Origin of the sequence: [Clostridium] saccharolyticum WM1 (genome assembly GCF_000144625.1) — a bacterium.
Lineage (GTDB): Bacteria > Bacillota > Clostridia > Lachnospirales > Lachnospiraceae > Lacrimispora > Lacrimispora saccharolytica.
This window is the reverse complement of record NC_014376.1, coordinates 948,496-972,531: the sequence shown is the minus strand read 5'-3', so window position 1 is coordinate 972,531 and position 24,036 is coordinate 948,496. Positions and strand designations below refer to the sequence as shown.

Sequence of the window (24,036 nt, the reverse complement as noted above, 5' to 3'; positions counted from 1 at the left end):
GGATCACGATCCTGCGGGTTTCATTTATGTTAATCCATTTCACTGCGGCGCAGAATGTCATAAGGTTCTATTTCCACATCCAAATCTACAGAAAGATTCTGCCTGGAGTGGGGAGCACTTTCCTGAAGTTTGCCTTCTTCATCATAGATGGCTTTTACAACAGCCTCCAGATTCCGCCCATCAGGTTTCATCACCTCGATGGTCTCCCCAATGGTGAACTTATTTTTCTGTTCAATGCGGGCAAAGCCCTTTTCATCCACTGCTTCAACCGTTCCCAGATACGTGTAGTTTTTCACGTAAGTATTATTATCATAAATCTGAGTGGTGGAATCGGGCTTTCCGAAATAAAATCCGGTGGTAAATTCCCGGTAAGTACATTTGCCGATTTCAGAACGGTACCACTCCATATTGGTCCGGTAAAGCTCCGGGTCCCTGTTATAATCATCAATGGCCTTCCGGTAGGTTCTTGCCACAGTGGCTACGTAAAGGGCGGTTTTCATGCGGCCTTCGATCTTAAAGCTGTCAATTCCTGCCTCCATCATCTCCGGGATGTGCTGGATCATGCATAAATCCTTGGAATTAAAGATATAGGTTCCCCGCTCATTTTCATATACCTGCATATACTCTCCCGGACGTTTCTCCTCCACAATGGAATATTTCCAGCGGCAGGGATGGGTACAGGCTCCCTGATTGGCATCTCTTCCGGTCATGAAATTGCTTAAAAGGCAGCGACCGGAATAGGAAATACACATAGCTCCGTGGATGAAGCTTTCAATCTCCATATCCTCCGGAATCCTGCTCCTTATCTCCTTGATCTCCGCCAGGGAAAGCTCTCTGGCGGAAACCACCCTCTTGGCTCCCAGACGGTGCCAGAATAAATAGGTCCCATAATTGGTGTTATTGGCTTGGGTGCTGATATGGATCTCCATATCCGGTAGGATGCGCTTTGCGATTTCAAATACTCCCGGATCGGAAATGATCAGTGCGTCAGGCCGTGTTTCCTTTAATTCTAGAAAATATTCTTCCACTCCGGCCAGGTCGTCATTATGAGCCAGTATGTTAGCCGTAATATAGACCTTTACCCCTTTTTCGTGGGCAAAGGCAATCCCTTCCCGGATCTCTCCCATTGTGAAGTTCTTGGCTTTGGCACGGAGGCCAAAGGCTTCTCCTCCGATGTAGACAGCATCGGCCCCATAAATCACGGCGGTTTTTAATACTTCCAGGCTGCCTGCCGGAATCAAAAGTTCGGTCTTTCTCATGAAAATCCTTTCTTGTGTATATTTTTTTAAGTTGGATTCCGCATTGGATCATCCAAACGTTATTTTAAGATACTGACAGTAATGCCATCTCCGATGGGAACAACAGACGTGGTCAGCCGCTCCGAGTGCTTTAATTCATACAGGTATTCCCGCATTCTTCCGTGAATGGTCCTGTTCCGGCGTTCCACAGCATAGCGGGATTCTATGATATCTCCATCCTGAAGAACATTATCAGAAATCAACATTCCACCGGGGGACATCAGCTCTAAGATCCTAGGAAGCCAAAGAAGGTACTGCCCCTTAGCTGCATCCATAAATACAAGGTCAAAGGGGCCGGAAAGCCCCTTTAATATGTCCTGGGCATCTCCTTCCAGCAAGGTAATCCGCCCAGACTCCCCGGCCTCTTTGAAATTTTCTCTGGCCAGGGGAATCCTTTTTTCATATTTTTCTATGGTGGTAATATGACAGTCTGACGGCATGACCTCAGCCATCAAAAGAGTGGAGTAGCCTACCGCCGTTCCCACCTCTAGAATAGCCTTTGGCCTTATAGCTGCCGTCATGGTCTGAAGAAAAGCAGCCGTCTCTTCCCTGATGACAGGGACATTATCCTGTCTTGCCTTTTTTCCGATCTTTGACAGGAGGGGGCTTCTGTCTGATTCCAGAGATCTGATATAATCTGTTATCCTGTCATTAACAATCATTTTTCCTCTTCCTTTTCCCCTGTGTTTTCATTCATCATCTGAAGAATCTCCTTGGAGGTCATGGAAGTATTAAAGGTATAATCTCCCGGATTTACCTTATAATCAAAAAACTCTGCCTGAATGATGAAGGAGTATTCATTGGCAATCAAACCATTTTCCTTTAAAAGCTTTGCCGTCTGGGCCACGGAGGTTCCCTTGGCTACGGTTAATTCCTTGTCCCTCCCCGGTTCTTCTTCCATGGCAGAAGCGTAGAATATTTCATGGCCGAAGGCATATCCTCTGGTAACTCCCTCATAAAGCAGAAGGACCACCAGGGCTAAGATAATAAGCCTGCTTGAGACCGCAATGACTGCTCCTGTTATTTTATTAATCTCTTTCGTCGCCCGGCTCATATCCTGCTTCCTTTCATTTTTATCGCCCGCTTCCCAGTCATAAAGGGATGCCCGCAGGGTCTTTCACCTGCAAGGTACGTTTTTTCCCTGTATTACACTTCCATAATGATCGGCAGAATCATAGGATTCCGCTTCATCCGCTTCCATAAAAAGTCGCTTAAGGTGTCACGAATCACATTCTTGATTTTCCCCCAGTCATTGACATGGCGGTCCAGACAGTCTGTTACCGCGTCGTTGACAATATTTCTGGCCTCTTCCATCAGGTCCTCTGATTCACGGACATAAACAAATCCTCTGGATACAATATCCGGCCCTGCCAAAAGCTGATTGGAGTATTTTTCCAGGGTAAGAACCACCACAATAATTCCGTTCTGGGCCAGGTTCTGTCTGTCTCTTAAAACGATATTTCCCACATCGCCGACACCAAGACCGTCTACCAGGATTCCTCCTGCCTGGACGTGGTCTACAGTCTTCCAGGATTCCTGTCCCACCTCAACCACATCACCGGAGGACATAATGATTACATTCTCCTTCGGGATGCCCATGGCCTGAACCAGATTTCTCTGAGCCATGATATGGCGGTATTCCCCATGAACCGGAATGGCATATTTGGGGCGTACCAAAGCATACATCAGCTTGATTTCCTCCTGGCAGGCATGTCCTGACACATGAGTGTCATCACTGATCACTTCTGCTCCCTTCATGGAAAGCTCATTAATGACCTTTGACACTGCCTTTTCATTACCGGGGATGGGATGGGAACTTAAAATTACCACATCGCTTGGCTTTATGGATATTTTCTTATGGGTACTGCTTGCCATACGGGAAAGGGCAGCCATGGATTCGCCCTGGCTTCCGGTGGTGATGAGCACGGTCTGCTCATCCGGATAATTTTTTAACTGGTCAATATCAATAAGGGTTCCATCCGGAATATTAATATAGCCGAGTTCACTGGCCGTTCCGATCACATTGACCATGCTGCGGCCCTCAACCACGACCTTTCGTCCATATTTGGCTGCAGAATTGATGACCTGCTGCACCCGGTCCACGTTAGAGGCAAAGGTAGCCACAATGATGCGGTTGTTTTTATGATCCGCAAAAATGTTGTCAAAAGTTTTTCCCACGGTTCTTTCCGAAGGGGTAAATCCAGCTCTGGTGGCATTGGTGCTGTCACACATCAGGGCCAGAACCCCCTTTTTTCCCAGCTCGGCAAAACGCTCCAGATCCGCCGGTTCTCCGAATACGGGAGTATAATCAATCTTAAAATCGCCTGTATGCAGGATCACGCCTGCCGGAGAGAAAATGGCAAGAGCGGAAGCATCGGCGATGCTGTGGTTTGTTTTAATAAATTCAATACGAAAACAGCCTAAATTCACCGACTGTCCGTGCTTAATCACCTTTCTTTTGGTGTTTTTAAGCAGATTATGTTCTTTCAGCTTGTTCTCGATCAGGGCAATGGTCAGCTTTGTTCCGTATACCGGAACATTGATGTCCTTTAATATATAGGGAAGGGCCCCGATATGGTCCTCATGTCCATGGGTGATGAGAAATCCCTTCACTTTATCGATATTCTGTTTCAGATAAGAAACATCCGGTATGACTAAATCAATACCAAGCATGTCATCCGTAGGAAATGCCAGTCCGCAGTCCACAATGATGATGCTGTCTTCACATTCAAATGCAGTGATATTCATACCGATCTGCTCCATTCCTCCTAAAGGAATGATTTTAACTTTCGCGTTGCTGTCTTGTTTTTTCAATATTTTACCTCCATCTTATGATTTTCCGTCCTGTTCTTCTTCCATTGCCTCCCGGCATTCCCTGCAATACCCGTGCAGCTTCACCTCATGATCCGTCACAAGAAAGCCTGACCGGTCAAGAAGGGCCTGCTCCAGCGTATCCAGCAAATCGCCTTGAAAGGAAAATACGTTTCCGCATCGGTTGCAAATCGCGTGGTGGTGGTGGTGTCTGGACTCACGATCCACGCCCCCTAATTCATAGCGGGCGAATCCGTCATCAAAACTGACCTTATCGATCACTGATAAATCCACCAGTACCTGCACGGTCCTGTAAATCGTAGCAAGCCCGATCTCCGGGTACGTCTGCCTAGCCAGATCATAGATCTCTTCCGCAGTCAGATGCTGCCCGGGGCGCTCTGCCATGAGTTCCAGCACCAGCATGCGCTGGTTGGTCACTTTGAGTCCTTTCTCTCGAAGCATATTTTTAAAAATTTCCTGTTTCATTAACAGTCCCTCAATTACTCACCATCATTTTTTTGTTCTGATTATCAAGAGGATATATTTGCATATCCGGCTGATTCACAAACTTAAGTTTGAAAGATGCTTTTTTCAAACTTCAATATCCACATCTGCTCCGTCCAGCAGTTCGGAAAATATCTTAAATAAATAATCTATCTCGTTATCATCCTCTACAAACTCATACAAAGCCAGGGCCTCTTCCTGCTTTGACAAATCCTTTAAGATGTAACATTCTCCTTCATCATCTTCATCTGCTGCATCCGTTACCAGCAGATAATTCCTTCCATTAATTCTGGTTTCTTCCAGAACGTAAAAATCCACAGTTTCCCCGTTATCTGTTGTCAGGGTGATTTTCTTCTCTTCACTGTTCATTTCCTGTCTCCTTTGGCAAGCTGTCCAGATAGCCCTGCAGAATCAGTCCCGCTGCCACCTGATCAATGACTGCCTTGCGGTGTTCCCGCCTCACGCCGCTTTCCTGTAATATTCTCTCCGATGCAACGGTAGTAAGCCTTTCATCCCACAGGATGACGTTCAGCCCTGTCCGTCTTATGAGCATCTCTTTAAACTGTTCTGTTTTCTCAGCCCGTTGTCCGGCTGAATTATTCATATTTTTGGGATACCCCAGGATAATTGTTTCGATCTCATATTCCCGAATCAGTTCCTCAATCCGGGCACAGGTTTTTCTCAGTTTATTCTCTTCTTCTCTCGTAATTGTCTCCACTCCCTGGGCGGTTATACCAAGTAAGTCGGAAACAGCAACTCCTACAGTTTTAGAACCGTAATCAAGCCCCATAATCCTCATATTTTGTCTCCTAATGAATCAATCAGAAATGCCTGCATGTCCTAATCGGTATACCAATGAATCAATCCGGCATGTCTGCAAATCCGGTTGATGCCCGGTCAAGCGGGGCACGACGTTCACAAACTCAAGGCTGACAGACGCTTTTTTCAACCTTTGTGCAGCAAAAGAAAGCTGGTCCAAAGCCAACCGTATAAAAACAAACTGTCAGACTCCGCCTACTTTCACTTCATCTGACAGCTAGACTTAAGATTATCCACAAACTTACTTCAACATCGTATCAATATATACCCCCATCAGCTCTTCCAGAATCTCATCCCGCTCTACTTTCATGATAAGACTTCTGGCGTTCTTATGGCTGGTAATATAGGTAGGATCCCCTGACATAATATAGCCTACGATCTGGTTAATAGGATTATAGCCCTTTTCAGTAAGGGCAATATAAACCTGTTCCAGTACCTGGCTTACATTCAGTTTGTTCTCCTGTACTGCTTTGAAAAATTGCGTATTATGAATATCGCCCATGTTTCTCACGTCCTTTAACTGTTCTACTCTATTCTAAACCAAAAAGATGGATTCGGCAAGACTAAAATAAATTTTGTGTCTCAGCGTTTTAAAAATGCCACCTCTTCATTCATCATTTCCATAAGTTTTCCCTCGATCACCATACCCCTTAACCCTTCTTCATAAGGAACCGCTGCTTTCACATATTCCCTGGTATGGCCGATCATATAGCGGGTGCCATTCCACCAGAATTCCTCCTCTAAAAGCACCTCTGTCCTGCAGCCTAACCATGACTCCCGGTAAGCAAGAGACATTTCCTTTTCCAGGCATAGGAGTTCATTGCTGCGATCCGTCTTCGTTGATTCCGGTATCTGATCAGGCATCACCGCCGCCTTAGTGCCGTTTCTTTTGGAATATTTAAAAACATGCATCTCATAGAACTGAACCTTTTCCAGATATTCCCTTGTTGTCTTAAATTCTTCTGGCCTTTCTCCCGGAAATCCCACGATCACATCGGTGGTGATGGCCGGATTATGAAAGGCACTGCGCAAAACATCACAGCAGTTGAAATATTCCTCTGTGGTATAGTGCCGGTTCATTCTTTTTAAAGTATCATCGCATCCGCTTTGCAGGGACAGGTGGAAATGGGGACATATCTTAGAAAGCCGGGCAAGCTCTGCGGCAAACTTTTCGGTCACAATTCTGGGCTCCAGGGAACCCAGGCGGATTCGCTTTAAACCTTCCACTTCGTGTACCCTTTTCACCAGATCCAGGAGCGTAAGCCGCTCTTTTTCCGGAAAATCCATTCCATAGGAGCTTAGATGGATCCCTGTAAACACGATTTCCTGGTAACCGGAAGCAGTCAGGCGTTTCACCTCTTCCACTACCTCATCCGGCTTGCGGCTTCTCACCCGGCCTCTGGTATAAGGGATGATGCAGTAGCTGCAAAACTGGTTGCATCCGTCCTGGACCTTAATAAACGCCCTTGTGTGGTCTGCAATCCTGTTAATGGACAGATTCTCATACTCCCTGGTGTCTCCGATATCAATAACCGCATCCAGGCCTGCCTTTGGGGGCAGAACGGGATATCCGCAGGCAATCTCTGCCTCCGGACCCTTCCTGCTTGCAAAATATTCCTCCAGAACGGATACAAGCTCCGTCTTTTTGTTATTGCCGATAACCAGATCCACCGCTTCATCCTTTTTAAGCTCCTCCCCTGCTGCCTGGACATAACACCCGGCCGCCACCACCACAGCACCCGGGTTCATTTTCTTTGCCCTGTGAAGCATTTGTCTGGACTTACGGTCTGCAATATTGGTCACGGAACAGGTATTGATGATATAAACATCAGCCCCTTCCGCAAAGGGTACGATTTCATATCCGGCGTTTTCAAGAAGCTGCTGCATGGCCTCTGTTTCATAGGAATTGACCTTGCATCCTAGATTATGCAGGGCTGCCTTTTTCATTTTATTGTTCTCCTATCTAAATAATCTGTCTATTTTCCATATTTTCATGTAAAATTACCATTGACTTTTACACAATATATCAGTAGTATTGAAGTGAAAAAGGGGCGGTTCCCTGAATAAAATAAAAGAGATCACTCAAGGAGGTTTTTCACATGAAAACAGTTCGTATATCTTTAAATTCCATCGACAAAGTAAAATCTTTCGTAAATGATTTAACTAAATTTGATACTGATTTTGACCTGGTTTCCGGCAGATACGTAATTGACGCAAAATCTATTATGGGCATATTCAGCCTGGATCTTTCCAAACCCATCGATTTAAATATCCATTCCGAAAACAACGCCGATGAAATCTTAAATGTTTTATCTCCATACATTGTAGATTAAGCATGATTTTCTTAGGGAAGCCAAGCACAGGCTGAACCTGGAAAATCATTCGTTCCATGAGCCGTTAAGCCGAAGGAACTTTCTTAATGACTTCGGGGTCCGTCCTTTTCCCAAAGGAGCCGGACCCCGATTTTATTTTTCCCTTAACACCAAATCTTTTCCACGGTTTGAATAGCCGTCTCAACCAGTTCTCCTATGTTTTCCTCTAAGTTCTCCTCAGACCGTTCAATCATCTTCAGATTCGGTTTTGTTACCGGATGCTTTGCTACAAAAATGGTGCAGCAATCCTCAAAGGGAAGCACGGAAGTCTCATAAGTACCGATTTTCTCCGACACATCCACGATTTCCTGCTTGTCAAAGCCGATGACAGGACGGAATACGGGCATGGTGGTGGCTGCATCCGTGGCTGTCAGGGACTGCATGGTCTGGGAAGCCACCTGTCCGATGCTCTCTCCGGTTATAAGAGCCATGGCACCGCACTCTCCTGCAAGCCGCTCCGCGATCCGCATCATATAGCGTCTCATGATAATGGTAAGCTCCTCATGAGGACATTTATCGTAAATGTAAAGCTGAATATCCGTAAAATTCACAACATGCAGATGGATCGGGCCTGAATATCTGGAAACCAGTTTCGCTAAATCGATTACCTTCTGCTTGGCACGTTCGCTGGTATATGGGGGTGCATGGAAATATACGGCATCAATTTTTACCCCACGCTTTGCGATCATATAGCCTGCCACCGGGCTGTCGATGCCGCCGGACAAAAGGAGCATGGCTTTTCCGTTGGTTCCCACCGGCATTCCGCCAGGACCTGGAATGGATTGGGAATAAATGTTGATTTTATTCCGCACCTCTACATGAAGCATAACATCAGGCTTATGGACATCTACCTTTGTCCCGGGAAAAGTATGGAGAATCAGTTCCCCTAAATCCCGGTTGATCTGTTCAGAATTCACCGGATACTTTTTATTTCCTCTGCGGGTATTGACCTTAAACGTAAAATTCTGATCCTCGTAAAATTCCTCTACATAGGACAGCACCTGTTTCTTTAAATCCTCATATCCATGATCTTCCACCTGGACCATGGGGCAGATGGCTGCAATGCCGAATATGCACTTGAAAGCTTCTATCACTTCATCAAAATCATATTCTGACTCAGCGTTCACATAGATACGTCCAGACTCCTTGGAAACTACAAAATCTCCTTCCACCCATTTTAAAGAGTGGCGGATCTGGGTCACCAGGGCATCTTCAAACAGATAACGGTTTTTTCCTTTTACCCCGATCTCTGCATACTTAATTAAAAATGATTGATATTGCATCTGTTATCCTTTCTATATTCATGTCCATGCTTTTGGGACGTTCTTCCTAGCCTCTCTGGTACCGCCTTAAAACGGGCAAAAGTTCCTTAAGCACATCAATGCAGTAATCCACTTCCTCTTTGGTATTATAAAATCCGAAACTGAACCGCAGTGTGGAATCCAGAAGCTCAGGCCTTACGCCGATTCCCTTTAATGTACCACTGACAGCCGGATGATTTGATGAGCATGCAGATCCGGAGGATACAAATATGTTCCGTTCCTCAAGAGCATGTAAAAGCACCTCGCTTCGCACACCGGAAAAGCTGGCACTGACAATCTGCGGTGCAGATAAATCTCCGGGAAGGCTGTTTACCGTAACACCGTCGATCTCCGAAAGCCTGGTGATCAAATTATCCTTAAGAGCGGTCAGGGACTGTACCTTTTCTCCATGATCCGTATACATGATTTTAGCCGCCATACCCAGACCTGCGATCCCAGGAACATTTTCCGTACCGGAACGCATGCCTCTCTGCTGACCGCCTCCATAAATCAAAGGCCGTATTTTCACCCCCTGGTCAATGTATAGAAAGCCCACCCCTTTTGGCCCGTGTATCTTATGGGAGCTGACGGACAAAAGGTCGATCCCCTGCCGCTTTGGCCTGATGACAAATTTTCCATAAGCCTGAATGGCATCTACATGGAATAAAATGGACGGATTCTTCTTTTTGATGACCTTTGAAATGGCTTCTATGGGTTCCACAGCGCCGATTTCATTATTCACATACATGATGGAAACCAGTATGGTCTCCGGGCGGATCGCCGCTTCCAGATCTTCCAGGCGGATATGTCCATGGGAATCCACAGGAAGGTAGGTCACCGAAAAGCCCTGTTCCTCTAAAAAGGCCAGAGGATTGTACACCGAGGCATGTTCAATGGCGGTGCTTATGATGTGGTTTCCCGCCCTTTTATTCGCCATGGCCCCCTCAATCAGGGCCATATTATTGGACTCGGAGCCGCCGGAAGTGAAGACGATCTCCTTTGCCGCCACCTTTAAAGTTCCTGCGATGATTTCTGCAGCCTCCTTTATATACCGTTCCGCTTCCATCCCCATTTTGTGCTTTGCAGAAGGATTTCCGTAGTCCTCTGTCATAATTTTAACAACTATATCCTTTACCGGCTCCAGCACCCTGGTGGTCGCCGAATTATCAAAATAAGCTTCCATATGTGACTCGTTCCTTTCCTCTTACTGCCAGTATTTCCGGACATAAGGGATACCCACAGGGTTTTTCCATGGCCTGTCAGTCTTCTAACTGGAAGGCCAGCACAGATACAATCGCAAGACCGGCGGTTTCCGTCCTTAAGATCCGTTTTCCCAGGGTGATCTGCTTTGCTCCCAGACGTTCTGCAAGGTCCATTTCAGAATCCTCAAAGCCGCCCTCCGGTCCGATAAATATCCCTACGCTCATTCCCGGCCTGATACTTGACAGTATCTCCTTGGTCTTTGCCATGTCCTTTGCATGTTCAAAGGGGATGACTATCATATCAAGCTCCTTTCCAAAGGCCAGGGCCTCCGGGAAGGTCATGACTCCGGCCACCTCCGGTATAATAAGCCGCCCGGACTGCTTGGCAGCACTTTCTGATACTGCCCTCCAGCGTCGCAGCTTTGATTCTTCTTTCTTTTGATCCAGACGCACCACGGCCCGCTTGGTCTCCACCGGAATGATTTGGTACACACCAAGCTCCACGGCCTTCTGGATAATCAGCTCCATCTTATCGCCCTTTGGCAGACCCTGGAACAGATAAAGTCTGGCAGGAAGCTCTGTACCGCCTTCTTCCACAGAAAGGATCTTAGCGGTCACTTCCGCAGATGCCACATCCAGGATCTGGCATAGGTAATCCTTGTCCACCCCGTTGCTGACTAAAATCTCTTCTCCGGCTCCCATGCGCAGGACATTTTTAATATGGTTCACATCCGGCCCCAGGATCCGGATGAATGACTCCTCAATCTGGTCCTGGCTAACAAAAAAATGATGCATTCTTTTCCTCTTCCTTGTCCATGTATCTTGGACATAAAGGGATGCCTGCAAGGCGTTCCTCTTCCTTGTCCATGTTTTTTGGACAGAAAGGGATGCCTGTAAGGCGTTCCTTTCCTATTTTTTTCTGACCGTTATGGAAACCCATTCGCCCTGATAGGTCGTCTCCACAAGCTCAAAGGCGGTATTTTCCTCCAACGCCTTTTTAACGGCCTCTTCCTTCTTATTAATAATACCGGAAGTGATAAAGAAAGCGTCCTTTTTCATGTGAACAGAAATTTCCTTCTGGAGCAGGAGAATGATGTCTGCCAGGATATTGGCCACTACCACATCATATTTTTCAAAGCCTGCAGCCTCCTGTACGGCCTTGTCATCAATGATATTGCCCTGCAGTACTTGAAACTTGTCTCCGGATATATGATTGGCTTTCATATTTTCCCTGACCGCTGCAATGGCATTTTCATCTAGATCCGTTCCAAATACTTCTTTTGCTCCCAGCTTTAAGGCGGTGATCCCCAGGATGCCGCTGCCTGTACCCACATCAAGAAGGGTGGTCTCCGGCGTTACGTATTTCTGAAGCTGCCGGATGCAAAGCTGGGTTGTCTCATGCTGACCTGTTCCAAAAGCCGTTCCCGGATCAATTTCGATCAGAAGCTTATCCTTATCTTTCTCTGGGATCTGCTCCCAGGTAGGCTTGATCAGGATATCATCAACGGTAAAGGGCTTAAAATACTGTTTCCAGTTGTTGATCCAGTCCTTGTCCTCTGTTTCGCCGGACTCTATGGTACATTCGCCTAAGTCCGTGAACATGGAAAGCTCTGAAAGCCCTTCTTCCACACGCTTTAACATGCCCGTGATATCAGAATCCAGTTCTAAGTAAAAGCTGACCTTTGCAACGCCCTCATCCGGAGGAAGTTCAGGCAGAATGTCAATAAACATGCCTTTTGTCTCCGCTTCCGTAAGGGGAGTGTTATCCTCAATTTCTATTCCTTCTATTCCGATCTCATCAAACATGCTGCTGATTAAATCCACGGCTTCTGTCGTGGTGGTCAGCGTAAACTTTTTCCATTTCATAGCTAATTCCTATCCTTTTATAATTTTCACAAACAGACATAAAAGCACCACGAATACCACCGGGCGCACTACCTTTAATCCATTTTTCACCACAAGTCCTGACCCGATATAATGGCCGGCAATGCAGAAAAGCCCTGATGCCAGTCCCAGGGGAATCAAAACCTTTCCGTTTATTAAAAATGTCACCAACGCAGCGATATTGGATGACAGGTTGATCACCTTGGTGGTACCTGATGCGCTCCTGACATCCATTTTTGCAAGTCCGGTGAGAATCAACAGCAAAAAGGTCCCTGTACCCGGCCCGTAAAATCCGTCATAACAGCCAATGACCAGCGCAGCGCACATGCTGATCAAAATCATCTTTTTCTCAGGCAGGCCCTTATCTTCCTCCCGTTCTCCCAGGTTTTTGTTCCTGAGGACATAAAAGGCCACAACCGGAAGCACCGCCAGCATCATCCCCTTTAATACCCGTTCACTGGCCAGCATTGACAGATGCGCCCCGATTACAGAACCGGCCACGGCAAGAAGTGCTGCAGATAGAGACAGCTTTGCCTTAATATAACCGCCTTTCGCATACCTGGCCGTAGAGATTACGGTTCCCATGGTAGAACCCAGTTTATTGGTCCCAATGGCAAAATGGGGCGGTATCCCTGCCGCCAGATAAGCCGGAAGGGAGATAAGTCCTCCCCCTCCGGCGATGGAATCTACAAAACCCGCCAGAAAAACAAGAGGGCAAACGATCAAATACTGGTGCATATGCGGTATCCTTTCTTTGGCATGATTTTCATGACGAAAGCAAAGCTCCTTCCGCCTGCCGTCAGGAACCCAACGTTCTTATTATTAAACCACATGATATCATAACATACAATGAAAAGTGTTGCAAGCGTATAACAGGAACCAAATTCGGCGGGTTATATCAACTTTTTTAAAATATTTATTTTTTTTTGAAAAAGTATGCAATAAAAATTGAAGCTGGTGCATTAACTAATTGAACGGATGAAAATACTTTTGTTTCGCACCGAGAACAAGGGCAAAAAAAAATATCAAGTAAACGAAATTCCTTGATGCATTACACCCCATCACACCCGCCTGAGTGATTGGTACCGGAACAGGATCTATTTTCACAAATTACAAACCAATAACATTTGTAATGAAAAACAGGGGACGCGTCTGATAGCTGAAGTATTTCAGCCATCAGGCGCGTCCCTTGTTTTCGCTGCAATAAATGAAGATCCCCGCAATTTCTTTGTTTCCGAAACCGCCTCCCCGCATATAGCAGCATCTTCCTATGCAGAAAATTCCCGCCATGCCTTATACAGCCTTTCCATTAAATTCACGGAATCCATGCTCCGTCCGCTCCCACCTTATATCCGTCCGGAGTAGTCGTATTGGTGAGCAGTTTTCCTAAATAACCGTCGGACTTGGTATTAAAGCAATATGCCTTTCCGTCAATGATCTGCCAGCCAATCCGCATGGCCCCCAAGGTACCGTCATCTACGGGATTTAAGTAATACCGCAAACCACCTTCATCGGAAAACCAGCCGGTGATCATATGACCTTCCCAGTTAAACCGGTACCATCTGCCGTCAATATACTTCCAGCTGTTGGACGGCCAGCTTCCGTCACTGTACTGAAACCACCAGCCGGAAGGGCTGTAACGCCAGCCTCTGGGACAGCTGTAGCTGCCTGGTCCGCCGTCATCGTCGTCATCCCAGAAGTCAAAGGATTCACTACCCTCTACAGGCCCTTTGATTTTTGTACCGGAACCGTTCCAGCCCGGAAAATCCCGGACGGTCTGCCCGTCAGCGGCCATAACGGCCACAGGAAACATAGATGCCATCAAGATCACCGCTGCTCCTAAGGCAAGCTTTTTTGTAAACCTTCCCATACCTTCCCTTCTTTCCAAACCATGTACCTTCCGGGATCTCTATTTAAAGATCCCTTTCTTTTTATGTTTTTCACCTTCCCCTGTGCCGTTCATCGCTTCTTCAAACTTACGAAGTGCTTCCTTTTGAGCCTCATTCATCCGCTCCGGCACCGAAACCACCAGTGTAACAAAATGATCCCCGCGGATCGTCCGGTTGCGCAAGGAAGGAACGCCTTTTCCCTTTAAGCGCACCTTGGTATCGGTCTGGGTACCGGCCTTGACTTCGTAATCCACCTCCCCATCTACGGTCTTGATCCGGATGGTTCCGCCTAATGCAGCATTTGCAAAGGAAATAGGGACCGTTGAGAAAATACTGGTATCCTGACGTTTGAAAATCGGATGGTTGGATACCACGGCCTCTACCAGCAGATCGCCTCTCTCCCCTCCATTGGTTCCCGGCTCTCCTGCACCTGCAAGGCGCACAGACTGTCCGTTGTCAATCCCCGCAGGAATGGTGACTTTGAATTTCTTTCTCCTTGTAATATATCCGTTACCGTAGCAATCCGGGCATTTGTCCTTAACAATTTTCCCGCTGCCTTCGCAGTCCGGACAAGTCTGGACATTCTGTATCTGACCGAAAAAGGATTGCTGGGTATACATGATTTTTCCTTTTCCATTACATTTTGGACATGTAACCGGTGAGGTTCCTGCTTTTGCACCGCTTCCATGACAGGAGGAACACTCTTCCTTAAAGTTGATCTCAATTTCTTTTTCACAGCCAAAAATCGCATCCTCAAAGGTGATGCGGATGCTGGTTCTGACATTGGCTCCCCTAGATGGCCCATTGTAACGGGCGCTGCTTCTTCGTCCTCCGCCAAAGATATCTCCGAAGATATCTCCGAAGATATCTCCCATGTCCGCTCCGTTGAAATCAAAGCCGCCAAAGCCGCCAGCTCCCCCACTTCCGTCAAAAGCGGCGGAACCAAACTGGTCATACTGACGTCTCTTATCAGGGTCGCTAAGGACACTGTATGCCTCGGACGCCTGCTTGAATTTTTCAGCAGCTGCGGCATCTCCGGGATTTGTGTCAGGATGGTATTTTTTTGCTAATGCCCTGTAAGCCTTCTTAATGGCTGCGTCATCCGCATCCTTTGGAATGCCCAGGGTTTCATAATAATCTTTCTTACTCTCTGCCATCTTAGGTCTACCTTTCATAAAATAAGGAAGTACGGCTTGCTTTTTCCAAAAAATGCAAGCCCTAGGAAATTCGGAAAAAGTGCTGTATCGCTACAACACTTTTCCCAAAGTCCTGTCAACCGACCAGACTAGTTTACACCTCTTTGTAATCTCCGTCAACTACATCGCTGTCCTGATAGGCAGCATTTCCTGCTCCCATGTCAGGGCCTGCTCCCTGTGCTCCTGCCTGAGACTGTGCCTGCTCATACACTTTTGCAAACAAAGCCTGTGCACTGTTCATCAGTCTTTCTTTGCCGGCCTTGATGTCTTCGATCTGGGCATCGGTCATATCATCAATAGGAGCTCTGCCTATGGCCTCTTTTAATGCATTTAAGTCTGCTTCCACAGTTGCTTTATCGTTTGCATCAATCTTGTCTCCTACTTCCTGAAGTGCCTTCTCTGTCTGGAATACCATGGAGTCTGCATCGTTTCTTGCATCAATGCCTTCCTTGCGCTTCTTATCCTGAGCCTCATACTCGGCTGCTTCCCTTACTGCCTTATCAATATCGGAATCAGACATGTTGGAGCCTGAAGTAATGGTAATATGCTGTTCTTTGCCTGTTCCAAGATCCTTAGCGGAAACATTTACAATGCCGTTGGCATCGATATCAAAAGTAACCTCGATCTGTGGAACACCTCTTCTTGCAGGCGGAATTCCATCCAGACGGAACTGGCCTAAAGTCTTGTTATCTCTGGCAAACTGTCTTTCCCCCTGTACCACGTGGATATCAACTGCAGTCTGGTTATCAGCCGCTGTGGAGAAGATCTGGCTCTTCTTGGTAGGGATGGTGGTATTTCTTTCAATCAGTCTGGTAGCTACCCCGCCCATAGTCTCAATGGACAAGGACAGTGGAGTAACGTCCAGAAGAAGGATATCACCTGCACCAGCATCGCCTGCAAGCTTTCCGCCCTGAATGCTGGCGCCGATGGCAACACATTCATCTGGGTTTAAGGTCTTGGAAGGCTCTTTGCCTGTAAGCTGTTTTACTTTCTCCTGAGCGGAAAGCATACGGGTGGATCCGCCTACTAACAGTACTTTTCCTAATTCTGCAGAAGTGATGCCTGCATCTCTTAAGGCGTTCTGAACCGGAATTGCGGTACGCTCAATAAGATCGGCAGTCAGTTCATCAAATTTTGCTCTGGTCAGATTCATATCCAGATGCTTTGGACCTTCAGAGGTAGCAGTGATAAACGGTAAGTTGATGTTCGTAGTAGTAGAAGAGGATAATTCCTTCTTTGCCTTCTCAGCAGCCTCTCTTAATCTCTGCATTGCCATCTTATCGCCGGATAAGTCTACACCTTCTGCCTTTTTAAATTCATCCACCATCCATTGGGTAATGCGGTTATCAAAATCATCACCGCCCAGACGGGTATCTCCGTTGGTGGAAAGAACTTCGATGACTCCGTCGCCGATTTCAATGATGGAAACGTCAAAGGTACCGCCGCCTAAGTCATAGACCATGATCTTCTGCTCTTTTTCATTGTCAAGTCCATAAGCCAGAGCTGCTGCCGTCGGCTCGTTGATGATACGCTTTACGTCAAGGCCTGCAATCTTGCCTGCATCCTTGGTTGCCTGACGCTGTGCGTCATTAAAATATGCAGGTACCGTAATAACTGCTTCAGTTACCTTTTCACCTAAATAAGCCTCTGCGTCAGCCTTTAATTTCTGAAGAATCATGGCAGAAATTTCCTGTGGACTGTAATTTTTTCCGTCAATGGTCACCTTGTAGTCTGTACCCATATGTCTTTTGATGGAAGAGATGGTGCGGTCAGCATTTGTTACTGCCTGACGCTTTGCAGGCTCGCCGACTAGTCTCTCTCCGTTCTTCGTAAATGCAACAACGGACGGTGTGGTTCTTACCCCCTCGCTGTTTGGAATTACAACCGGTTTTCCGCCTTCCATAACGGCAACGCAGCTATTTGTCGTACCTAAGTCAATACCAATGATCTTGCCCATAGTTTTTTCCTCCTATTAAATAAACCAAATGTAATTGATTGCCATTTTCCCGTTTCAAATTTATATATCTAATTAGCCACCTGCACCATGGAATGTCTTACCACGGTGTCGCGGTAGGTATAACCCTTCTGGAGTTCCTGGGAAACAATATTCTCGCCCAGTGACTCGTCTTCAATGTGCATAACCGCATTATGAAAATCAGGATCAAACGGCTTTCCAACTGCTTCGATTGGTTTCACGCCGGCCTCTTCCAGGGTTTTCATAAGCTGCTTGTAGATTTTATCCATGCCGTCTGCAAACGGAGCGCTTTTCTCCTCATCTGAAATAGCGGCTAAACCTCTTTCAAAATTGTCCACCACCGGAAGGATTCGTTCCACAATATCCTTTGCGCCGATTTCAAACATGGCTGTTTTTTCCTTCTCAGTTCTTTTGCGGTAATTATCAAATTCTGCCATGGTCCTTTGCAGGCGGTCTGTTAATTCTTCTATTTTTTCATCCCTTGGGTCTTTTTTCTCTTTCTTTTTTCCGAAAAAGCCCTTTTTTCCGGATTCTTCCGCGGAACCTGCCTCTGTATTTTCTTCCTCTGTAACGTGTTCCTGGGTTCCGCCGTCTGTACAGGCTTCTGCGCCTTCTATTTCTTTTTCAGTGGAAGCGGCATCTTCTGTAGGAACAGCCTCATCTGCCAGCTTCTCATCTGTTTTCACTTCTTCCTTGCTCAATGATCTACCCTTTACCTTTCATCTTTTTTCAATATGGCATCCAACTGCGTCATGAGATTACGCAATGTACTGAGTACCTTTTCATAATCCATCCGTTTCGGACCTATGATACCAATGGTGCCCCTCAAGCCTTCGCCCAGCTCATAATTGGCGGTTACAATGCTGCAGTCCTTCATCGTCTTAACAGGAGCTTCGTCGCCGATGTATACCTGGATTCCGGATCCGCTCTCGGAGCTGTTCACATCATCGACCAGTCCCTGTAAAAGGTCCTTCTGCTCCAGCGTTCCGATAAGCTTACTGGCTTTTTCTCCATCGCTTAATTCCGGATACTTGAAAATGTTCGTAGCTCCGCTGGTATAAATCTGAAGGTCTTCATCATCCCCCCGTATGGCGGCAGCCACCTCAGTCAGCACCCGGTCCACCACATCGCAATGGGTTCCCGCCTGAATTTTCAGCCTGCTGATCACTTCAAGATTGATCTCCTCTATGGTCAGCCCGTTAAGGGCATTGTTAAGAAGAATATTAAGATTTAAAAGTCCTTCGTCATTTAATTCGGTGTGAATAGGAATCATGGTGTTTTTAATGATATTGCCCTCCACCACGATCACCACTAGTAGCTTTTCTTCGTCAACCTTGGAAAGCTGAATAAACTTCAGTTTGTTCCGGTGATACTGGGGTGCACTGATCATTGCCGCGTAATTGGTGTTCTGAGCAAGAAGCTTTGCCATCTGCTTGAGCAAAAGCTCTACCCGGTCCACACGCTTTAACATCATATCCTTGATCTCAGTGACTTCCTCTTCCTTTTCCTGCATGATCTGGTCCACATAAAAGCGGTATCCTCTGTCAGAAGGGATCCTTCCTGCAGAGGTATGGGGCTGCACAATGTATCCAAGTTCCTCCAGATCAGACATCTCATTCCGGATGGTGGCAGAACTTAAGTTCAAATCCGTATACTTTGATATGGTACGGGAACCCACCGGCTCTCCGGTTTCCAGATAAGTTTTGATGATGGCTTTTAATATGGTTATCTTCCGCTCATCCAACTGATCCTTGTCGTTCAATCTGCCCCACTTCCTTTCTGAGTCTTTTTGTTAGCACTCGACGTTTAGGAGTGCTAATACCTTCTTTTCATAATATATTCTTTTTTTCTACTTTTGTCAATACATTCCTATAAAAATTTTTGATTAAGATTTTATGACCTGCTTGTACATTTTTTCTCATTTTTATATAAAATATTACAAAGCTATTGACATTATTCTCTTGACATTTAACACTTTTGTAATATAATGGTAACTAAGACACCATAACAACACGATTGCGAGGTAAATCAATGAATAGTTTTTCAGGAAAAAAAAGCATTACCGGATTCCTGACAATCCTTTGTATCCTGCTGTTATCTATGACTGCACTGGCAGCTGAAACTACGGATAAAGACCAAGCGGTGAATCAAGCACAGTCCGAAAGTTCTGGAACAGATCACCAAACCATACAAACAGGCGGCGATCAGGCCGCATCATCCAATACGGATACACCTAAGGAAGAGATCGGACCCGGCATCAGGAAAAAAGAGACAGAGCCGGAGGAGCCGGCAAAACCTGTTTATGAAAAAGGGGGATCTCTGGGGCTCTTCACTGCTACTGCATATTGTCCCGAAAGCTCCGGAAAACAGTGTGTGACCTATTCCGGCACCATACCCCAGCCTCAGCACACCATTTCTGCTGATATCGCCCTGCTTCCCCTTGGAACTAAGGTTATGATCGACGATATCGTTTATACCGTTGAGGATATCGGAAGCGGTGTAAAAGGGAATAAAGTAGATATATTCTTTGCAAGCCGCAGAGAAGCCCTGGATTTTGGAAGACAGACCAAAGAATTATTTGCAGTCATTGAACGGTAAAAATTGTTCTTGCAACGCCGCAAAACAGTGTAACATCTCACTGTTTTGCGGCGTTTTTTTTTGCGTGGGCATTGAGCCGGACGAATATGCTTGTGTAAATCAGGTCGGTGCTGAAGCAACTAAAAATACTCCCAGAGTGAACTTTTCTTTGTGTTATCCTTGACAAATCTGGAAAAATGTGTAAAATGATTACTTGTACCTCATTTATTACAAATCTGTTACATATAATTATAAATATATTAAATTATATTACAGTTTGTAAAAAAGAAAGGAAGTATTTGTAATATGAAAAGAACAAGCCAAATTCAACGGTTCCTTGGGACCTTACTAATGATGGCATTTTTCCTGATAAGTACGTTTTCCACTTCTGCCGCCCAGACGGCAGGGATTATTGACAATGCGGACGAAAGCGGCGTCAGAGGCTGGGCGATTAATACCACCGATCCCGCCGCTGCAGCAGAAGTAAAGGTTGTCATTACCAACCAGGCCAACGGGCAGACCGTGGCGGAGCTTATTACCAACGCCTCTCAATACCGGGAGGATTTAGTATCCCACGGGACCGGTAATTATGGCTTTGATATACCGGTTCCATGGAGTTCTTATGGAGACGGCACCTACCTGGTTGAGGCCTATGGGGCCGGCCAGAAGCTCTCAGGCACCAGGATTCATCCTGTGGGCGACCTTGCTGCTGCGAATCTGCAAAACAGCAGTTCCAGTCTCCGCTCTCTTGGAGTATTCAGAACCACGGCCTACTGCCCCTGCCGCAAGTGCTCCGGAGGCTGGGGAGGACGTACCAGCACAGGAACCATTGCTGCAGCAAACCATACCATTTCCGTTGATCCTAGAGTGATTCCCTATGGAAGCCGTATCATGATCGGAGGAGTCGTCTATACAGCAGAAGACTGCGGAGGGGGCGTCAAGGGAAACCACATTGATATTTTCTTCAACACTCATGGAGAAACCCGGGCCTACGGCTCCAGGAATGTGGAAGTATATCTGGTACAATAATCAGTAATCACAGAAAAAAGCCTGGGGAATATTATTCTTTTCCCCAGGCTTTTCCCTTTACTCATTTGGTTCCCGGCGGCCCAATGCTTTCATCTTTGAAGGACTTTCTTTACACGAAAAACTGGCTCATAACATAATTACTGATATCGGTCCCTCTGGAGGTCAGGCGATAATACCCGTCATTCTGTTCCATAAGGCCGTCCTTTTCCATGGCATCCAGCACCGGTCCGTAAATACTACGGATATTGTGTCCAAAGCTGCTGACAAACCCCTGGGCTGAAACGCCCTGGGTCAGGCGCAGCCCCAGAAACATATACTCTTCCATTTTTTCCTCCAAGGTAAGCCGCTCAAACTCCTGTCTCAGCACTTCCTGAAAAACTTCCTCCCGGTCAAGGCGGGCGCTGCAATACTCCTTGTAAACAGAAGTATTGTGAAAACGGCATCCACTCAAGTAGGATGAAGCTCCCAGGCCTAAGCCCAGATACTCCGTACCTGTCCAATAACCGATGTTGTGCCTGCACTCGTAACCCTTTTTGGAGTAATTGGATATTTCATACCTTTCATACCCTTGCTCTTTTAAAAAATCCCTGGTCAAGTAGTACATGTCCCGCTCCGCATCCTCATCCGGCAAATCCGGTAAATCCGGCAAAGACTTTAAACCATGGACCTTCTCCTGTGTAACCGTATGATTTTCTACTTCAACCGGTTCCCCATACCGGTCATAATAAGGGGTTCCCTCTTCCACGATCAGGCTGTAGGCAGATATGTGCTCCGGCTTCAGCATGGTCACCTTTTTTAAGGTATTCTTCCATGATTCCACAGTCTGACCGGGAATTGCCGAGATCAAATCCACATTCACGTTATCAAATCCCGCCATACGGACTCTCTGATAGCTTTTTAAGAATTCATCGTAGGTATGGATTCTGCCTAAATACCCCAGTTCCTTGTCATCTGCGGACTGAAGCCCCATGCTGATCCGGTTTACCCCTGCTTCCCGGTAACAGGAAAGGGACTCGGCCGTCACCGTACCGGGATTAACCTCCATGGTGATCTCCGCATCCGGCAGGATCTCAAATCCATTGGTAAGGGCATGAAAAACTGCAGACATGTCCTCGATATTTAATATAGAAGGAGTGCCTCCCCCTATGAATACACTGATTACCTGGTATTCTCTGACTTTGGCACTCTGGCATTGGATCTCTTCTATTAATTTTTCTGTATATTCCCGCTGCATCTGCCGGTTTCCGGGAAATGACAGGAAATCGCAATAAGCGCATTTACGTACACAGAACGGGACATGTACGTAAATCTCCAGATTCTTTTTATTCATCATCTAATTTCAGTACGCTCATAAATGCCTTTTGCGGTATCTCTACGTTACCGACCTGGCGCATACGTTTTTTACCTTCCTTCTGCTTTTCAAGGAGTTTTTTCTTACGGGAAATATCACCGCCATAGCATTTGGCAAGAACATCCTTTCTCATGGCCTTCACGGTCTCCCGGGCAATGATCTTGCCGCCGATCGCTGCCTGAATGGGGATCTCAAATAGCTGTCTGGGAATCTCATCCTTCAGCTTTTCGCACATTCTACGGCCCCTGTCATAGGCGGATAATGCATGGACAATAAAGGAAAGGGCATCCACTTCTTCCTTGTTCACCAGGATGTCCAGCTTTACAAGCTCTGACCGCTGGTAGCCCTTCAGTTCATAGTCAAAGGAGGCATATCCCCTGGAACGTGACTTTAATGCATCAAAAAAATCATAAATGATTTCATTTAACGGAAGCTCATATTTTAACAGTGCCCTGGTTGCTTCCATGTATTCCATGCCCAGATACACGCCCCGCCGTTCCTGGCACAGGGTCATAATGGCTCCTACAAATTCCGTGGTCACCATGATCTCTGCGCTGACAATCGGTTCTTCCATATACTCAATTTCCGTTGGGTCAGGCAGGTTGGAAGGGTTTGTCAGCTCCAGCTTTTCCCCGTTCTTTTTATAAACACGGTAAACAACGCCGGGGGCCGTAGTCACCAGATCCAGATTGTATTCCCGTTCCAGACGCTCCTGAATGACCTCCAGATGAAGAAGACCTAAAAATCCGCAGCGGAAGCCAAAGCCAAGGGCCAGAGAGGTTTCAGGCTCAAAAAACAGAGAAGCATCGTTAAGCTGAAGCTTTTCCAGGGCATCCCTCAGATCATTGTAACGGGCTCCATCGGCAGGATATAAACCACAGTAAACCATGGGAGTCACCTTTTTATACCCAGGAAGCGGGGTCTGACAAGGACGGCCCGCATGGGTAATGGTATCTCCAACGGCAGTATCCTTTACATTCTTTATGCTGGCTGCCAGATATCCTACCATACCAGCGCTTAAGGCTTCGCAGGGAAGGAACTGGCCTGCTCCGAAATAGCCGACTTCCACTACCTCCTCCACTGCTCCCGTAGCCATCATCCGCACCTTATCGCCTTTTCTTACGGTTCCTTCCTTTACCCGGAAGAAAACAATGACGCCTTTATAGGAATCATAAAGGGAGTCAAAAATCAGGGCCTGAAGGGGAGCTTCAGGATCTCCCTTGGGAGCCGGGATCTTTTCAACAATCGCTTCCAGGACTTCCTCTACATTTTCTCCTGTTTTAGCAGAGATCCTGGGAGCATCGTGTGCCTCGATCCCTATCACATCCTCGATCTCCTCCACCACACGCTCCGGCTCTGCGCTTGGAAGATCTATTTTATTTAAAACCGGAAATACATCAAGGTCGTGATCCAGGGCCATATATACGTTGGCCAGGGTCTGGGCCTCGATCCCCTGGGAAGCATCCACCACCAGGATGGCTCCGTCACAGGCTGCAAGGCTTCGGGAAACTTCATAATTAAAGTCCACATGACCTGGTGTATCAATCATGTTAAAGATGTATTCTTCGCCATTTTTTGCTTTATAAACGGTACGCACTGCCTGGGCCTTGATGGTGATTCCCCGTTCCCGTTCCAAATCCATATTATCAAGCACCTGGGACTGCATTTCCCTGCTGGTCAACAGTCCGGTTTTCTCTATAATCCGGTCCGCAAGGGTTGATTTTCCGTGGTCAATATGAGCGATAATACAAAAGTTGCGTATTTTATTCTGCTGGGCAGCTGCCATATGGTTAATTCCTCTTTTCTGATGTTTCTGGTGTGCTCCGGC

The 24,036-nt window shown here is 46.6% G+C and carries 24 protein-coding genes; 3 read left to right on the top strand and 21 right to left on the bottom strand.

Features of this window, described 5'->3' with window-relative positions; all coding sequences use genetic code 11:
• Positions 1 to 29 precede the first annotated feature (29 nt).
• From CLOSA_RS04645 to mtaB, 9 genes are all read right to left on the bottom strand, one after another.
• On the bottom strand, positions 30 to 1,259 hold the full coding sequence (locus CLOSA_RS04645) for a peptidase U32 family protein (protein WP_013271613.1): 1,230 nt from the start codon (positions 1,257 to 1,259) through the stop codon (positions 30 to 32).
• A gap of 59 nt (positions 1,260 to 1,318) precedes the next feature.
• The gene (locus CLOSA_RS04640) at positions 1,319 to 1,960 is read right to left on the bottom strand and encodes an O-methyltransferase (protein ID WP_013271612.1); all 642 of its coding nucleotides are present in this window, start codon (positions 1,958 to 1,960) and stop codon (positions 1,319 to 1,321) included.
• Positions 1,957 to 2,352, bottom strand: coding sequence for an endolytic transglycosylase MltG (locus tag CLOSA_RS04635; protein WP_013271611.1), 396 nt, complete (start codon positions 2,350 to 2,352; stop codon positions 1,957 to 1,959). Before CLOSA_RS04635 ends, CLOSA_RS04640 begins: the two co-directional genes overlap by 4 nt.
• Positions 2,353 to 2,444: 92 nt before the next feature.
• A complete protein-coding gene (locus tag CLOSA_RS04630; protein WP_013271610.1) occupies positions 2,445 to 4,112 on the bottom strand; it encodes a ribonuclease J in 1,668 nt (555 codons plus the stop codon).
• A 15-nt stretch (positions 4,113 to 4,127) separates the two neighbouring features.
• Positions 4,128 to 4,595 carry a Fur family transcriptional regulator gene (locus CLOSA_RS04625; RefSeq protein WP_013271609.1) on the bottom strand — a complete coding sequence of 156 codons (468 nt, stop codon included), beginning with the start codon at positions 4,593 to 4,595 and terminating at the stop codon, positions 4,128 to 4,130.
• 105 nt (positions 4,596 to 4,700) lie between these two features.
• A complete protein-coding gene (locus CLOSA_RS04620) occupies positions 4,701 to 4,982 on the bottom strand; it encodes a DUF1292 domain-containing protein (protein ID WP_013271608.1) in 282 nt (93 codons plus the stop codon).
• Positions 4,972 to 5,412 (bottom strand): Holliday junction resolvase RuvX, encoded by a 441-nt coding sequence (ruvX, locus tag CLOSA_RS04615; RefSeq protein ID WP_013271607.1) that lies wholly within the window; start codon positions 5,410 to 5,412, stop codon positions 4,972 to 4,974. Before ruvX ends, CLOSA_RS04620 begins: the two co-directional genes overlap by 11 nt.
• 261 nt (positions 5,413 to 5,673) lie before the next feature.
• The gene (locus tag CLOSA_RS04610; protein ID WP_013271606.1) at positions 5,674 to 5,934 is read right to left on the bottom strand and encodes an IreB family regulatory phosphoprotein; all 261 of its coding nucleotides are present in this window, start codon (positions 5,932 to 5,934) and stop codon (positions 5,674 to 5,676) included.
• An 80-nt stretch (positions 5,935 to 6,014) separates the two neighbouring features.
• Complete coding sequence (gene mtaB, locus CLOSA_RS04605) at positions 6,015 to 7,379, bottom strand: tRNA (N(6)-L-threonylcarbamoyladenosine(37)-C(2))-methylthiotransferase MtaB (RefSeq protein WP_013271605.1); 1,365 nt, start codon at positions 7,377 to 7,379, stop codon at positions 6,015 to 6,017.
• A gap of 152 nt (positions 7,380 to 7,531) precedes the next feature.
• Here mtaB and CLOSA_RS04600 point away from each other — a divergent pair, with 152 nt between their 5' ends.
• The gene (locus CLOSA_RS04600; RefSeq protein ID WP_013271604.1) at positions 7,532 to 7,765 is read left to right on the top strand and encodes an HPr family phosphocarrier protein; all 234 of its coding nucleotides are present in this window, start codon (positions 7,532 to 7,534) and stop codon (positions 7,763 to 7,765) included.
• A gap of 143 nt (positions 7,766 to 7,908) precedes the next feature.
• On the opposite strand, the gene thiI is transcribed toward CLOSA_RS04600, so the two are convergent.
• The 10 genes from thiI to hrcA all read right to left on the bottom strand — a co-directional run bounded on the left by thiI (position 7,909) and on the right by hrcA (position 19,013).
• Complete coding sequence (gene thiI / locus CLOSA_RS04595) at positions 7,909 to 9,087, bottom strand: tRNA uracil 4-sulfurtransferase ThiI (RefSeq protein ID WP_013271603.1); 1,179 nt, start codon at positions 9,085 to 9,087, stop codon at positions 7,909 to 7,911.
• A gap of 46 nt (positions 9,088 to 9,133) precedes the next feature.
• A complete protein-coding gene (locus CLOSA_RS04590; protein WP_013271602.1) occupies positions 9,134 to 10,288 on the bottom strand; it encodes a cysteine desulfurase family protein in 1,155 nt (384 codons plus the stop codon).
• A gap of 76 nt (positions 10,289 to 10,364) precedes the next feature.
• Positions 10,365 to 11,102: a 16S rRNA (uracil(1498)-N(3))-methyltransferase gene (locus tag CLOSA_RS04585; protein WP_013271601.1), complete on the bottom strand. Its 738-nt coding sequence runs from the start codon at positions 11,100 to 11,102 to the stop codon at positions 10,365 to 10,367.
• 114 nt (positions 11,103 to 11,216) lie between these two features.
• A complete protein-coding gene (gene prmA / locus CLOSA_RS04580) occupies positions 11,217 to 12,173 on the bottom strand; it encodes a 50S ribosomal protein L11 methyltransferase (protein ID WP_013271600.1) in 957 nt (318 codons plus the stop codon).
• Positions 12,174 to 12,182: 9 nt separating this feature from the next.
• Positions 12,183 to 12,929: a sulfite exporter TauE/SafE family protein gene (locus CLOSA_RS04575; protein WP_013271599.1), complete on the bottom strand. Its 747-nt coding sequence runs from the start codon at positions 12,927 to 12,929 to the stop codon at positions 12,183 to 12,185.
• A gap of 577 nt (positions 12,930 to 13,506) precedes the next feature.
• Complete coding sequence (locus CLOSA_RS04570; protein ID WP_013271598.1) at positions 13,507 to 14,061, bottom strand: hypothetical protein; 555 nt, start codon at positions 14,059 to 14,061, stop codon at positions 13,507 to 13,509.
• Between the two features lie 39 nt (positions 14,062 to 14,100).
• Entirely contained in the window at positions 14,101 to 15,237 is a 1,137-nt protein-coding gene (dnaJ, locus tag CLOSA_RS04565; RefSeq protein WP_013271597.1) for a molecular chaperone DnaJ, read from the bottom strand.
• Positions 15,238 to 15,370: 133 nt separating this feature from the next.
• On the bottom strand, positions 15,371 to 17,233 hold the full coding sequence (gene dnaK / locus CLOSA_RS04560; protein WP_013271596.1) for a molecular chaperone DnaK: 1,863 nt from the start codon (positions 17,231 to 17,233) through the stop codon (positions 15,371 to 15,373).
• 68 nt (positions 17,234 to 17,301) lie between these two features.
• Positions 17,302 to 17,952, bottom strand: coding sequence for a nucleotide exchange factor GrpE (gene grpE, locus CLOSA_RS04555; RefSeq protein WP_013271595.1), 651 nt, complete (start codon positions 17,950 to 17,952; stop codon positions 17,302 to 17,304).
• An 11-nt stretch (positions 17,953 to 17,963) separates the two neighbouring features.
• Positions 17,964 to 19,013, bottom strand: a complete 1,050-nt coding sequence (hrcA, locus tag CLOSA_RS04550) for a heat-inducible transcriptional repressor HrcA (RefSeq protein ID WP_013271594.1) — start codon at positions 19,011 to 19,013, stop codon at positions 17,964 to 17,966.
• Positions 19,014 to 19,282: 269 nt separating this feature from the next.
• On the opposite strand from hrcA, the gene CLOSA_RS21670 reads away from it, so the two are divergent.
• Entirely contained in the window at positions 19,283 to 19,849 is a 567-nt protein-coding gene (locus CLOSA_RS21670; protein WP_013271593.1) for a 3D domain-containing protein, read from the top strand.
• Positions 19,850 to 20,134: 285 nt separating this feature from the next.
• The gene (locus CLOSA_RS04540) at positions 20,135 to 20,857 is read left to right on the top strand and encodes a 3D domain-containing protein (RefSeq protein ID WP_013271592.1); all 723 of its coding nucleotides are present in this window, start codon (positions 20,135 to 20,137) and stop codon (positions 20,855 to 20,857) included.
• A gap of 109 nt (positions 20,858 to 20,966) precedes the next feature.
• On the opposite strand, the gene hemW is transcribed toward CLOSA_RS04540, so the two are convergent.
• Together hemW and lepA are read right to left on the bottom strand one after the other, a co-directional pair.
• Positions 20,967 to 22,190, bottom strand: a complete 1,224-nt coding sequence (gene hemW, locus CLOSA_RS04535; RefSeq protein ID WP_013271591.1) for a radical SAM family heme chaperone HemW — start codon at positions 22,188 to 22,190, stop codon at positions 20,967 to 20,969.
• Positions 22,180 to 23,994, bottom strand: coding sequence for a translation elongation factor 4 (gene lepA / locus CLOSA_RS04530; RefSeq protein WP_013271590.1), 1,815 nt, complete (start codon positions 23,992 to 23,994; stop codon positions 22,180 to 22,182). The genes hemW and lepA overlap by 11 nt, the downstream gene beginning before the upstream one ends.
• Positions 23,995 to 24,036: the final 42 nt, after the last annotated feature.

Coding starts and splice junctions, on each gene's coding strand:
- lepA (WP_013271590.1), bottom strand. CDS start 23,994: ATGGCAGCTGCCCAGCAGAATAAAATACGCAACTTTTGTATTATCGCT.
- CLOSA_RS04590 (WP_013271602.1), bottom strand. CDS start 10,288: ATGGAAGCTTATTTTGATAATTCGGCGACCACCAGGGTGCTGGAGCCG.
- mtaB (WP_013271605.1), bottom strand. CDS start 7,379: ATGAAAAAGGCAGCCCTGCATAATCTAGGATGCAAGGTCAATTCCTAT.
- CLOSA_RS04570 (WP_013271598.1), bottom strand. CDS start 14,061: ATGGGAAGGTTTACAAAAAAGCTTGCCTTAGGAGCAGCGGTGATCTTG.
- CLOSA_RS04600 (WP_013271604.1), top strand. CDS start 7,532: ATGAAAACAGTTCGTATATCTTTAAATTCCATCGACAAAGTAAAATCT.
- dnaJ (WP_013271597.1), bottom strand. CDS start 15,237: ATGGCAGAGAGTAAGAAAGATTATTATGAAACCCTGGGCATTCCAAAG.
- prmA (WP_013271600.1), bottom strand. CDS start 12,173: ATGAAATGGAAAAAGTTTACGCTGACCACCACGACAGAAGCCGTGGAT.
- ruvX (WP_013271607.1), bottom strand. CDS start 5,412: ATGAGGATTATGGGGCTTGATTACGGTTCTAAAACTGTAGGAGTTGCT.
- CLOSA_RS04635 (WP_013271611.1), bottom strand. CDS start 2,352: ATGAGCCGGGCGACGAAAGAGATTAATAAAATAACAGGAGCAGTCATT.
- CLOSA_RS04585 (WP_013271601.1), bottom strand. CDS start 11,102: ATGCATCATTTTTTTGTTAGCCAGGACCAGATTGAGGAGTCATTCATC.
- CLOSA_RS04625 (WP_013271609.1), bottom strand. CDS start 4,595: ATGAAACAGGAAATTTTTAAAAATATGCTTCGAGAGAAAGGACTCAAA.
- dnaK (WP_013271596.1), bottom strand. CDS start 17,233: ATGGGCAAGATCATTGGTATTGACTTAGGTACGACAAATAGCTGCGTT.
- CLOSA_RS04610 (WP_013271606.1), bottom strand. CDS start 5,934: ATGGGCGATATTCATAATACGCAATTTTTCAAAGCAGTACAGGAGAAC.
- CLOSA_RS04540 (WP_013271592.1), top strand. CDS start 20,135: ATGAAAAGAACAAGCCAAATTCAACGGTTCCTTGGGACCTTACTAATG.
- CLOSA_RS21670 (WP_013271593.1), top strand. CDS start 19,283: ATGAATAGTTTTTCAGGAAAAAAAAGCATTACCGGATTCCTGACAATC.
- CLOSA_RS04640 (WP_013271612.1), bottom strand. CDS start 1,960: ATGATTGTTAATGACAGGATAACAGATTATATCAGATCTCTGGAATCA.
- CLOSA_RS04645 (WP_013271613.1), bottom strand. CDS start 1,259: ATGAGAAAGACCGAACTTTTGATTCCGGCAGGCAGCCTGGAAGTATTA.
- hemW (WP_013271591.1), bottom strand. CDS start 22,190: ATGATGAATAAAAAGAATCTGGAGATTTACGTACATGTCCCGTTCTGT.
- thiI (WP_013271603.1), bottom strand. CDS start 9,087: ATGCAATATCAATCATTTTTAATTAAGTATGCAGAGATCGGGGTAAAA.
- CLOSA_RS04620 (WP_013271608.1), bottom strand. CDS start 4,982: ATGAACAGTGAAGAGAAGAAAATCACCCTGACAACAGATAACGGGGAA.
- CLOSA_RS04575 (WP_013271599.1), bottom strand. CDS start 12,929: ATGCACCAGTATTTGATCGTTTGCCCTCTTGTTTTTCTGGCGGGTTTT.